Consider the following 11,931-nt stretch of genomic DNA (forward strand, 5'->3'; position numbering starts at 1 on the left):
CGCACGCGAGACCGGACGGGCTAGGCCCATATCTCTCCCACGCCGCCTGCATCCCGCCGCGCCCGCGTGAGACGCCGGGATCGCAGGGCGGCCGGAGACCCGACGTCATGACCCGCTTCGTCCCCGCGGCGGCCGCCGCCCTCGTCGCCCTGCCCGTCCTCGCCCTGTCCGTCCCGGCCCTCGCCAATGGCGGCGACCGCGAGCCTGCCGGCGGCGCCTTCATGAGCAGCTACGTCACCAACCCCTACGCCACCTCCCGCTCGCTCGCCGAGACCCGCCCGCAGGACCAGCCGGCGCCGTGGTTCGCACCCGAGACCACCGGATCCGTGCGGGTGCTGCCGGCTCGCCGGCGGACGCATCGCTGAGCGTTGTCATCCGCCCGCCATTGTCCCCAGGGTAAGCGTCCGGTTTGATCCGAGATGGAGCGCCGAGGGGACCCGATGAGACAGCCGTCGCTGAACCGATCGCAGCAGGCCGAGGCGGCCGAGGATGCCGGCTCGAACCCGAGCCCGAACCCGACCCTCGGCGAGGTCGTGGCCCGGCGCTTCGACCGGCGCGAGATCCTGCGCGGCGGATTGGCGGGAAGCTTGGCGGTCGCGGCGATCTCGGCGACGCTGGCGCCCCGGGCCGTCGCCGCGGCTCAGCCCGAGACCTTCCCGTTCCGCGAGCTGCCGGCCGGCGCCGACGAGCGCCACCACGTGGCCGAGGGCCACGACGCCGAGGTGCTGATCCGCTGGGGCGATCCGGTCCTGCCCGGCGCGCCGGCCTTCGACCCGCCCAGGCAGTCGGCCGCCGCGCAAGCGCAGCAATTCGGCTACAACAACGACTTCCTCGGCTTCTTCCCCCTGCCCGGCACGGACGACCCCGCCGGCCACGGCCTCCTCGTCGTCAACCACGAGTACACGAACGAGGAGCTGATGTTTCCCGGCCTCGGCCGGCAGGATGGCAAGGCGGCCTTCGCCGGCATGAGCCGCGACCTCGTCGACATCGAGATGGCGGCCCATGGCGGCTCGGTGATCGAGGTGAAGCGCGAGGGCGGGCGCTGGCGTGTGGTGCCGGATTCCGCTTACGCCCGCCGCATCACCGCCTCGACCCCGATGCGGATCGCCGGCCCCGCCGCCGGCGCGGACCGCCTGCGCACGAGCGCCGACCCGCACGGAACCCAGGTCCTCGGCATGCTCAACAACTGCGCCGGCGGCGTCACGCCCTGGGGCACGTGGCTGACCTGCGAGGAGAACGTCAACTACTACTTCCAGGGCCGGCTCCCCGAGGGCTCGGCGGAAGCACGCAATCACAAGCGCCTCGGCCTGCCGGGCAACCTCTACGGCTGGGCCCGCTTCCACGAGCGCTTCGACCTCGGGAAGGAGCCGAACGAGCCGAACCGCTTCGGCTGGGTGGTCGAGATCGATCCGTTCGACCCCAAGAGCGTGCCGGTGAAGCGCACCGCCATGGGCCGCTTCAAGCACGAGGGCGCCGCCGGCGCGATGGCGGGTGACGGCCGCTACGTCGTGTTCCAGGGCGACGACGAGCGCTTCGACTACGTCTACCGCTTCGTCACGCGGGATCCGGTGAACCCGGGCGACAGGTCAGCCAACCGCGACATCCTCGACCACGGCACCCTGTCGGTCGCCCGCTTCGACACCGACGGGCGCGGCACCTGGCTGCCGGTGGTGTTCGGGCAGGGCCCGCTGACGCCGGAGAACGGGTTTCGCGACCAGGCCGACGTGCTGATCGAGACCCGTCGGGCCGCCGACCTCCTCGGCGCCACCAAGATGGACCGGCCGGAGGACGTCGAGGCCAACCCGAAGACCGGCAAGGTCTACGTGATGCTGACCAACAACGTCCGCCGCAAGGCCGACCAGGTCGACGCGGCGAACCCGCGGCCGGACAACCGCTTCGGCCACATCGTCGAGCTCTCGCCCGAGGGCGGCGACTTCGCGGCTGACCGCTTCGCCTGGGAGGTGCTGGTGCGCTGCGGCGATCCCGCGGTCGCGGCGGTGGGCGCCACCTTCTCGTCGGCGACGACGAAGGACGGCTGGTTCGGCATGCCGGACAGTTGCGCCGTCGACGGCCAGGGCCGGCTCTGGGTCTCGACCGACGGCAACTCGCCCTCGAAGACCGGCCGCACCGACGGCATCTGGGCGATGGAGACGCAGGGGCCCGGCCGCGGCACTGCCAAGCACTTCTTCCAGGTGCCGCTGGGGGCCGAGATGTGCGGCCCCTACTTCACCCCCGACGACACGACCTTCTTCGTCGCCGTGCAGCATCCCGGCGAGGCCGACGAGGAGGATCCGAACGCCCAGCCCGCGACCTTCGAGAGTCCGGCGACCCGCTGGCCCGATTTCGACCCCGCCCTGCCGCCGCGCCCGGCGGTGGTGGCGATCACGAAGAGGGGTGGGGGGAAGGTGGGGACGTAAAGCCCTATCCCCCTCGAAGCGCGCGCGACGGCACGAACCCTCTCCCGTGTGGCGACGGCCTTGTGGGAGAGGGATGGGGGCGATCGAAGCTCGCGCGAGGGTGCTCCGTTTCAGGATCAAGCACTGAGCGTGACGCTGCCAGCACGACGGCCGGCGCTCTACACGGAGGCGTGGCACCCTCACGCGGGATCTTCGATCCCCACGGCCCCTCTCCCACACCTTGAGCGATACTGGGCAAGCCGGCCTCACCTGGAGAGGGGAGAGGCGCCCGACTTGGGATAGCTGAGTGAGTTGGAAGCGTTAACAACGCTTCACTCCGCCATCAACCGCCGCAGCACCCCCGCATAGCGCGCCGCCACCGCCTCCCTGGCGACGTGCCGCCCGCCCGCGACCACCTGGCGGCCGTCCACCCACACCGCGTCCACCGCCCGCGAGCCGGCGGCGAAGATCCAGCCGTCGAGGACGGCGTCGCCGCGTCGCTCGATCAGGGCCGGGTCCGCCCCGGCGAGCGCCACGCAGTCGGCCGGCGCCCCGGCGGCGAGCCCCCCCGCTTCCGCGTCGAGCGCCTGGGTGCCGCCGGCGAGGCCGGCCTCGAACAGCGCCCGGCCGGTCGAGGCGCCGGGCGCGGCGAGCACGTTGCGCTGCCGGTTGCCGAGGCGCTGGGCGTATTCGAGCTGGCGCAATTCGTCGGCGGCACCGACCAGCACGTTCGAATCGGTCCCCACCCCGTAGCGCCCGCCGGCCGCGACGAAGCCGGGAGCGGGGAAGATGCCGTCGCCGAGGCTCGCCTCGGTCACCGGGCACAGGCCCGCGACGGCGCCGCTCCGCGCGAACCGAACCGTCTCGTCGGCGGTCATGTGGGTGGCGTGGATCAGGCACCAGCGGGAATCGAGCCCGGCTTGGTCGAGGAGCCACTGCACCGGCCGGGCGCCGGACCAGGCCTCGCACTCCTCCACCTCCCGCACCTGCTCGGCGGCGTGGATGTGGATCGGACCGCTGCCCGCGAGCGCCACCGCGGCGGAGAGGTCCTCCGGCGTCACCGCCCGCAGGCTGTGGGGCGCGACGCCGAGCGTCGCCCCGGGAAGAGCCGCCAGAGCGGCGCGGGACTCGTCGACGAGGCGGGCGAACAGGTCGAGGTCGCTGATGAAGCGACGCTGGCCCTCGTTCGGCGCGAGCCCGCCGAAATTCGACCAGCGGTAGAGAACCGGCAGCAGCGACAGGCGAAGCCCGGTGAGCGACGCGGCGGCGGCGATCCGCTCCGCCATCTCGGCGACGTTGGCATAGGGTCGGCCGTCCAGCGCGTGGTGCAGGTAGTGGAACTCGCCGACCCGGGTGAAGCCGGATTCGAGCATCTCGACATAGGCCTGTGCGGCCACCGCCTCGGCCTCGTCCGGGCTCATCCGCAGGGCGAAGCGGTACATCGTCTCGCGCCAGGTCCAGAACGTGTCGGAGGACGGCCCCCGCCGCTCGGCGAGCCCCGCCATGCCGCGCTGGAAGGCGTGGCTGTGCAGGTTCGGCAGGCCCGGCACCAGCAAAGCCACCCGCGTGTCGCCCGGCTCAGGCCTCCGGCCGGCCTCGACGGCGGCGAACCGGCCCGCCTCCAGGGTGAGCCGGAGATCGGCCTGCCAGCCCGTGGGCGTGAGACCTTGCGCTGCGTGCAATACGGTCATCGGCGCGTCTCCTGCATGGGCCTGTCGCGCTCCTGCGCGTGCCATCATGTCTATACAAAGCACATCGCTCATGTCTATACATATGCGGCGAATCACGGAGGAGACGCGTATGAGCGGGAGTGAAGGCGTGCCGCAGGTCTGGCGCAACGTCCGGCTCGCCACTTTCGCGAGCGGCCTCCCCGGCCTCGGCGCGGTGGAGGGTGCCGCGCTCGCGATCCGCGGCGGCCGCATCCTGTTCGCCGGCCCCGAGGCCGACCTGCCGGGCGCGGCGCTCGCCGGCGCGGAGGTGATCGACGGCGAGGGCCGCTGGATCACCCCGGGGCTGATCGACTGCCACACCCATCTCGTCTGGGCCGGCGACCGGGCGCACGAATTCGAGCTGCGTCTCGCCGGGGCCTCCTACGAGGAGGTGGCGCGGGCCGGCGGCGGCATCGTCTCCTCGGTCGGGGCCCTGCGAGCGGCGAGCGAGGACGACCTCGTGCGCCAGACCCTGCCGCGGCTCGACGCGCTGATCGCGGAGGGCGTCACCACGGTCGAGGTGAAGTCGGGCTACGGCCTCGATCTCGCCAGCGAGCGCAAGGCGCTGCGCGCGGCCCGGCGGCTCGGGCAGATGCGGCCGGTCGGCATCCACACCACCTTCCTCGGCGCCCACGCCCTGCCGCTGGAGGCCGGCGGCGACAAGGACGCGTTCATCGCGGAGGTCGCCGACACGATGCTGCCGGCGCTGACAGCAGAAGGGCTGGTCGATGCGGTCGATGCGTTCTGCGAGGGCATCGCCTTCTCGCCCGACCAAGTCGCCCGGGTGTTCGACCGGGCGCGGGCTTTAAGCCTGCCGGTGAAGCTCCACGCCGACCAGCTCTCGAATCTCGGCGGTGCCGCGCTCGCCGCGCGCTACCACGCCCTCTCGGCCGACCACCTCGAACACACCGACGAAGCCGGCGCCGCCGCCATGGCGCGGAGCGGCACCGTCGCGGTGCTGCTGCCGGGCGCCTACTACTTCATCCGCGAGACCAGGCTGCCGCCGGTGGCACTCTTCCGCCGGCACGGCGTGAGAATCGCGGTCGCGACGGATGCCAATCCCGGCACCTCGCCGCTGACCTCGCTGCTGCTCGCCATGAACATGGCCGCCACCCTGTTCCGCCTCACCGTCGACGAGTGCCTCGCCGGCACCACCCGCGAGGCCGCCCGCGCCCTCGGGATCCTGTCCGAGGTCGGCACCTTGGAGATCGGCAAGCGCGCCGACCTCGCGGTGTGGTCGGTCGAGCGGCCGGCCGAGCTCGTCTACCGCATGGGCTTCAACCCGCTCCACGCCCGCATCCGGGGGACACGATGACCGAGACGATCACCCTGGTGCCGGGCGCGGTGCCGCTCGCCGGCTGGCGCGCGATCTATCGCGGCGCTCCGGCCGTCCTCGATCCCGCCTGCGCCCCGGTCGTCGCCGAGAGCGCGGCGGCGGTCGCCCGCATCCTCGCCCGGGGCGAGCCGGTCTACGGCATCAATACCGGATTCGGAAAACTCGCGAGCGTGCGGATCGACGCCGCGGATCTCGCGACGCTCCAGCGCAACATCGTGCTCTCCCACGCCGCCGGCGTCGGCGAGCCGAGCCCCGTGCCGGTGGTGCGGCTGATGCTGGCGCTCAAGCTCGCGAGCCTCGCGCAAGGCGCCTCGGGCGTGCAGCCCGCGACCCTCGACCTGCTCGGGGCGATGCTCGACCGCGACGTGATCCCGGTGGTGCCGTGCCAGGGCTCGGTCGGCGCCTCGGGCGACCTCGCGCCGCTCGCCCACATGGCCGCGGTGATGATCGGCGTCGGCGAGGCGGATACCCCGCAAGGCCGCCTGCCCGCCGCCGAGGCCCTGGCCGCGGCCGGGCTCGCGCCGGCCTCGCTCGGGCCGAAGGAGGGCCTGGCGCTCCTCAACGGCACTCAGTTCTCGACCGCCAACGCGCTCGCCGGCCTGTTCGAGGCCGAGATCCTGCTGCGCACGGCCCTCGTCGCCGGGGCGCTCGCCACCGACGCGGCGCGGGGCTCGGATGCGCCGTTCGATCCGCGCATCCACCTGCTTCGCCGCCACCGCGGCCAGATCGAGACCGCCGCGTCGCTCCGGGCGCTCATGGCCGGCAGCGCCATCCGGGCCTCGCACCTCGTCGGCGACGAGCGGGTGCAGGATCCCTACTGCCTGCGCTGCCAGCCGCAGGTGATGGGCGCCTGCCTCGACCTCCTGCGCCAGGCCGCCGAGACGCTCGCCACGGAAGCGAACGGCGTCTCCGACAATCCCCTCATCTTCCCCGAGACCGACGAGGCCCTGTCGGGCGGCAACTTCCACGCCGAGCCGGTGGCGTTTGCCGCCGACATGATCGCCATGGCTTTGTGCGAGATCGGCTCCCTGTCCGAGCGGCGCATCGCCATGCTGGTCGATCCGGCCCTGTCGGGCCTGCCGGCCTTCCTGACGCCGAAGCCGGGGCTGAATTCCGGCTTCATGATCCCGCAGGTGACCGCCGCGGCGCTCGTCTCCGAGAACAAGCAGCGGGCGATGCCGGCGAGCGTCGATTCGATCCCGACCTCCGCCAACCAGGAGGACCACGTCTCGATGGCCGCCCACGGCGCCCGCCGCCTGATGCCGATGGCCGAGAACGCCGCCGCGGTGGTGGCGATCGAGGTGCTGGCCGCCGCGCAGGGCTGCGACTTCCACGCGCCGCTCACCTCCAGCCCGGCTTTGGAGGCGGTGCGGGCGCGGCTGAGGGCGGAGGTGCCGCATCTCGACGAGGACCGGCATTTCCATCCGGACATCGCGGCGGCTTTGGCGCTGGTGCGGGACGGGAGCCTGGTCGCGGCGGTGGACGGCGTGCCGCTGCCGGTTCTCGGCTGACGCTTCGCCTGAGTCACCCGGCAGATCCGACACCCTCCGCGTCATCCCGGGGCTCGCCGTAGGCGAGAACCCGGGATCCATAACCGCTGACGCCGAAGAATCGGGCGATACGCGTTCCGACTCGTCCTCGACCGTCAGCGGTTATGGATCCCGGGTTCCGCTTTCGCGGCCCCGGGATGACGATGGAGGACTTCAATTCTGCTCGTTGAAACAAAGACTTCCTCCTACCCGGAGCCCCCGCCCATGACCCGCATCGACAACGCCCGCATCGTCCGCGCGCCCCACGGCCCGGACCTCACTGCCAAGAGCTGGCTCACCGAGGCCCCGCTCCGGATGCTGATGAACAACCTCGATCCCGACGTCGCCGAGCGGCCGGGCGAGCTGGTGGTCTATGGCGGCATCGGCCGGGCGGCGCGGGACTGGGCGAGCTTCGACCGCATCGTGGCGGCGCTGCGCGATCTCGACGACGACCAGACCCTGCTGGTGCAATCGGGCAAGCCGGTCGGGGTGTTCCGCACCCACGCGGATGCCCCCCGCGTGCTGATCGCGAACTCGAATCTCGTGCCGCACTGGGCGACCTGGGAGCATTTCCACGAGCTCGATCGCAAGGGCCTGATGATGTACGGCCAGATGACGGCCGGCTCCTGGATCTACATCGGCAGCCAGGGCATCGTGCAGGGCACCTACGAGACCTTCGTCGAGATGGGGCGCCAGCACTATGCCGGCGACCTGTCGGGCCGCTGGATTCTCACCGCGGGCCTCGGCGGCATGGGCGGCGCCCAGACGCTCGCGGCCACCATGGCGGGCGCCTCGTGCCTCGCCGTCGAGGCGCAGGCCTCGCGCATCGAGTTCCGGTTGCGCACCGGTTACGTCGACGTCCAAGCCCGCGACCTCGACCATGCCCTGGAACTGATCGAGGAATCCTGTCGCACCAAGACGCCGCGCTCGGTCGCGCTGCTGGGCAATGCGGCCGAGATCTTCGCAGAGCTCTACGCCCGCGGCGTGCGCCCCGACTGCGTCACCGACCAGACCTCGGCCCACGACCCCGTCAACGGTTACCTGCCGGCGGGCTGGACGGTCGGCGAGTGGGAGGCCAAGCGCGAGACCGACCCCGCTGCCGTGGCCGCGGCGGCGAAACGCTCGATGGCTGTGCACGTGCGGGCGATGCTCGATTTCCACCGCGCCGGCGTGCCGGTGGTCGATTACGGCAACAACATCCGCCAGATGGCGCTGGAAGAGGGCGTCGAGGACGCCTTCGCCTTCCCAGGCTTCGTGCCGGCCTATATCCGCCCGCTCTTCTGCCGCGGCGTCGGGCCGTTCCGCTGGTGCGCCCTCTCGGGCGATCCCGAGGACATCTACCGCACCGACGCCAAGGTGAAGGAGCTTCTGCCCGACAACCATCACCTCCACCGCTGGCTCGACATGGCGCGGGAAAAAATCCGGTTCCAGGGCCTGCCGGCGCGGATCTGCTGGGTCGGCCTCGGCGACCGCCACCGCCTCGGCCTCGCCTTCAACGAGATGGTGCGCAAGGGCGAGCTGAAGGCCCCGATCGTCATCGGCCGCGACCACCTCGATTCCGGCTCGGTCGCCTCGCCGAACCGCGAGACGGAGGCGATGCGCGACGGTTCCGACGCCGTCTCCGACTGGCCGCTCCTCAACGCCCTCCTCAACACCGCGTCGGGCGCCACCTGGGTGTCGCTGCACCATGGCGGCGGGGTCGGGATGGGCTTCTCGCAGCATGCCGGCATGGTGATCGTCTGCGACGGCAGCGAGGCCGCGGACCGGCGCCTGGAGCGGGTGCTGTGGAACGATCCCGCCACCGGCGTGATGCGCCACGCCGATGCCGGCTACGAGGATGCGGTGGCTTGCGCCCGGGAGCACGGGTTGGATCTACCGTCGCTCGGCTGAGCGCCCTTGCAATTGGACCGGTCCAAGCCCTCTCTGTCATCCCGGGGCCGCGCAGCGGAACCCGGGATCCATAACCGCCGACGCCTCAGGACGAAGCGGAACACCTTGAGCGAATTCTGCACCGTCAGCGGTTATGGATCCCGGGTTCTCGCCTTCGGCGAGCCCCGGGATGACGCCGAGGGATGTCGATCCATGTGCCAGTTTTCCGAGATAACCAAGGAACTGGTGTTGGCGTAGCTCCATCGTTTTGGAGGAGCTGTCCGCACCCTGCTCGACGTACTTCAGGAACTTGGTGTCCGCCTGCTTCGATTGCTTCAGGAGGCTTCCGGGCGGCGAGATCCGCGGGACCTCGAATTCACTCGCCGCCGACCCGACATCGCTCCTCCTGCGCCCACCTCGTCCACACCGGCAGCCTCCGGGATTGCGGGGAGACCGTGCACAACCCTCCGCGCCGATCGATCGTTCTCCCCGCTGTTCCCGATATACGTCCGCGTGGCATCGCGCCCGTCCCGCCAACCCCGGGCATCGCGCAGGCGGTCGTCCGTGAACCGGGATCATGACGGTCAATCCATCCCCCGCTCCGCCGCGCCTCTCGATCATCGATCCGACTTGCCGCCGACCGCCGGGGCGTACTTCACGAACGCTTCACCCTGGCGAGACCCCTCGATCTCCCGCCCATGCGCATCGCCGTCCGATCCCATCGACCCCCTGAATCCGCTCGTACGATGCGAGGTCAGACGAGTCGAGATCCCGATCCTCCACCCCGGAGAGTCCCACAGGAAAGCTTCCGCGAGTCGAGTCCAGCTTGCTCGCTCCCGTTCGACAGATGCCGTGGCGGGGTGATTCGTTCCGGAGAGTCCGGTGGACTCCTGTGGGTGCCCTGTGGACCCCGTCTCGACTCGCGATTGCCGTCCCCGACTCGGGGTCGGACTCGCCATCCGACTTTTCCCCAGAATGCACCGCTTAGAGTGTTACAGGAATCTTTATCGATTTAGGCGCTCGGGCGGCGGCGATTCCTGGAACTCGCCCAAATGCTTAATACGGGTGGGCCGTTCCCGAAGTACCGAGGATTCGTCCCCGAAGTACCGCGCCTCCTGTCCCCGAAGTACCGTGCCGGCGTTCCCGATCGCACGGTGGGCGTTCCCGAAGTGCCGTTCCGACCCCGCAGCGTTCCCGAAGTGCCGACTCGACCTGAGTCATTCACAGGGATTCCGGGGATTTCCCCTCGGGGCCGTTCCTGCCGCTCACCGTCTCCCCCGTACATCGGGAACGGGCGGGCCTGTGGATCAATGGGCGTCGCGCACGAAGCGCTCTGCGAACCCCAGGAAGGCGCTCTCGTAGTGCTTCGGCTCGCGGGTCGCGTCGCCCTCGAGCCAGTGGTCGAACTCGGTCTTCAGCCCGTACACGTCCCAACCCGGATGGGCCTTGCGGCAGAGCGCGATCGTCTCGTCGGAGAGATGACGGAAGAGCGGCAGCACGGACGCGGCCTTCGGCTTGCGGGTGCGTGTGGAGCCGGATTTGGGCTTCGGGCTCGCCTCGATCAGCCCCTCGCCGGTGACGAGGTCGCGGCGGATCATCCGCAGGTGCGGCTCGCCGCGCTCCTTCTCCTCAATGCGCAGGACGAAGCCCGGCAGCTCGTCCGCCTTGGCGATCTTGGCGATCTCGAACTTGAACCGGCGGTAGGTGCCTTCCGCACCCGACTTCTCGAACAGGGTCGGCAGGCTGATGGCGAAACCCCCCTCCCCCGCCCCGCCGGCATGCTTGCGGGCGATGCGGTAGAGCCAGCGCTCGCGCCCGCCGGTGATACCGAAATAGGCCGGGTCGATGGCGAGCACGCCGCCATCCATCAGCACGCCCTCGTAGAACCAGTCCGACAGGGTGATCGACATGCCGCGGCTGGCATTGGTCTCCTCGTCGATCGTGTCGTCGAACGCGTCGATCCAGCTGAACTGGCGCTCCTTGCGCTTGGCCTTCTCGGCCCGGATGTTGGTGCGCACCGAGGTCGATTGCAGGCGAAACAGCGCGTCGCGCAGGAGCTTGTACTGCCGCCCGCCGGTCTCGCGGCCGATCCCCTTCAGGAGGTCGTAGGGCATGAAGTGGAGCTTGCGCGGGATGTCGTTGCGGCCGCGCTTCTTCATCTCGCAGATCGTCGAGGCGGCCCAGATCAGGATGTCGGCGTCCCAGATCGTCGCCATGCCGTAGGCCTGGTTCGGCAGCACCCGCACCCAGACCGAGCCGTCGGGGCTCGTGTAGTCGATCTCCTTCAGGCGCTTCTGTTTGGCGATCGAGAAGAACGGCCGCTCCATCGTCTCCCGCTGGTCGCGGAAGTGCACGAAGGGCACCACCATGTCGATCTGGTCGTTGCGCCGATGGCTCATCGTCACGCCCGTGTCGCGTCCCTGGCCGGCATGCAGGCCCGTCCCCGCGCCGTGCCGCCCCCTGCCGTCCCGTCGTTCCGCATCGCTCTCATGGCGCCGACGCTAGGGGCCGCCCGCCTTCCAAATCGTGGACGGAACAGGGTTTTCGGATCTCGTCCCCAATCCTCTTCAATCGCGGTTAACGTCGAATCCGAGAATCCGGCCCCGGAACCTCCGCCGCCGGCCCGCCGTTCTCCCGCAACAGCCAAGCTGCCTTTTCGAGACTCCGCCATGCGCCTCGCCCTCGCCGCCCTCCTCCTCGCCACCGGCGTCGCCGCTGCCCACGCCCAGGGCACCGCCCGCGGGGCGCAGGACGGCGCGGCGCGGGGCGAGGCGATCGCCGGGCCGGTCGGCGCGGTGGTGGGGGGCGCCATCGGCGCCGCGGTCGGCACGGCCAACAGCATCCTGGGCATCGACCGGCGCGAGCGCTTCCGCATCTACGCCGCCGGCGAGCACCGCCCGTCCTTCCGCCACGAGGGGCCTCTGCGCGTCGGCACGGTGCTGCCGCCCGAGGGCGTGGTCTACTACGACGTGCCGCCCGAATTCGCCCTCAAGGGGTTCAACTACACCATCGTCAACGACCACCCGGTCCTGGTCGAGCCGGGCACGCGCCGCGTCGTCGAGGTGATCGATTGAGATGTGCGGCGCGCGATC

The 11,931-nt window shown here is 70.9% G+C and carries 8 protein-coding genes; 6 read left to right on the forward strand and 2 right to left on the reverse strand.

Annotated elements, in window-relative coordinates:
- The first annotated feature begins 107 nt into the window (after positions 1-107).
- The gene (locus BM430_RS34665) at positions 108-365 is read left to right on the forward strand and encodes a hypothetical protein (RefSeq protein ID WP_093567716.1); all 258 of its coding nucleotides are present in this window, start codon (positions 108-110) and stop codon (positions 363-365) included.
- 75 nt (positions 366-440) lie between these two features.
- A complete protein-coding gene (locus BM430_RS13160; RefSeq protein WP_093567717.1) occupies positions 441-2,417 on the forward strand; it encodes a PhoX family protein in 1,977 nt (658 codons plus the stop codon).
- Positions 2,418-2,728: 311 nt separating this feature from the next.
- On the opposite strand, the gene BM430_RS13165 is transcribed toward BM430_RS13160, so the two are convergent.
- Positions 2,729-4,087 carry a formimidoylglutamate deiminase gene (locus BM430_RS13165; RefSeq protein ID WP_093567718.1) on the reverse strand — a complete coding sequence of 453 codons (1,359 nt, stop codon included), beginning with the start codon at positions 4,085-4,087 and terminating at the stop codon, positions 2,729-2,731.
- Positions 4,088-4,196: 109 nt separating this feature from the next.
- Between BM430_RS13165 and hutI the strand changes: the two genes are divergently transcribed.
- The 3 genes from hutI (at position 4,197) to hutU (ending at position 8,860) form a co-directional block, all read left to right on the forward strand.
- Entirely contained in the window at positions 4,197-5,420 is a 1,224-nt protein-coding gene (hutI, locus tag BM430_RS13170) for an imidazolonepropionase (protein ID WP_093567719.1), read from the forward strand.
- Positions 5,417-6,952 carry a histidine ammonia-lyase gene (hutH, locus tag BM430_RS13175; RefSeq protein ID WP_093567720.1) on the forward strand — a complete coding sequence of 512 codons (1,536 nt, stop codon included), beginning with the start codon at positions 5,417-5,419 and terminating at the stop codon, positions 6,950-6,952. The genes hutI and hutH overlap by 4 nt, the downstream gene beginning before the upstream one ends.
- 243 nt (positions 6,953-7,195) lie before the next feature.
- Entirely contained in the window at positions 7,196-8,860 is a 1,665-nt protein-coding gene (gene hutU / locus BM430_RS13180; protein WP_093567721.1) for a urocanate hydratase, read from the forward strand.
- Between the two features lie 1,286 nt (positions 8,861-10,146).
- Here the strand turns inward: hutU and BM430_RS13185 are convergent.
- Complete coding sequence (locus BM430_RS13185) at positions 10,147-11,238, reverse strand: replication initiator protein A (RefSeq protein ID WP_093567722.1); 1,092 nt, start codon at positions 11,236-11,238, stop codon at positions 10,147-10,149.
- Between the two features lie 270 nt (positions 11,239-11,508).
- Here BM430_RS13185 and BM430_RS13190 point away from each other — a divergent pair, with 270 nt between their 5' ends.
- Positions 11,509-11,913 (forward strand): DUF1236 domain-containing protein, encoded by a 405-nt coding sequence (locus BM430_RS13190; protein ID WP_093567723.1) that lies wholly within the window; start codon positions 11,509-11,511, stop codon positions 11,911-11,913.
- The last annotated feature ends 18 nt before the right edge of the window (positions 11,914-11,931 follow it).

This window comes from Methylobacterium sp. 174MFSha1.1, assembly GCF_900116815.1.
Taxonomy (GTDB): Bacteria; Pseudomonadota; Alphaproteobacteria; order Rhizobiales; family Beijerinckiaceae; genus Methylobacterium.

Excerpts from the sequence above, each read along its gene's own strand:
- BM430_RS34665 (WP_093567716.1), top strand. The coding sequence starts at position 108 with ATGACCCGCTTCGTCCCCGCGGCGGCCGCCGCCCTCGTCGCCCTGCCC.
- BM430_RS13160 (WP_093567717.1), top strand. The coding sequence starts at position 441 with ATGAGACAGCCGTCGCTGAACCGATCGCAGCAGGCCGAGGCGGCCGAG.
- BM430_RS13165 (WP_093567718.1), bottom strand. The coding sequence starts at position 4,087 with ATGACCGTATTGCACGCAGCGCAAGGTCTCACGCCCACGGGCTGGCAG.
- hutI (WP_093567719.1), top strand. The coding sequence starts at position 4,197 with ATGAGCGGGAGTGAAGGCGTGCCGCAGGTCTGGCGCAACGTCCGGCTC.
- hutH (WP_093567720.1), top strand. The coding sequence starts at position 5,417 with ATGACCGAGACGATCACCCTGGTGCCGGGCGCGGTGCCGCTCGCCGGC.
- hutU (WP_093567721.1), top strand. The coding sequence starts at position 7,196 with ATGACCCGCATCGACAACGCCCGCATCGTCCGCGCGCCCCACGGCCCG.
- BM430_RS13185 (WP_093567722.1), bottom strand. The coding sequence starts at position 11,238 with ATGAGCCATCGGCGCAACGACCAGATCGACATGGTGGTGCCCTTCGTG.
- BM430_RS13190 (WP_093567723.1), top strand. The coding sequence starts at position 11,509 with ATGCGCCTCGCCCTCGCCGCCCTCCTCCTCGCCACCGGCGTCGCCGCT.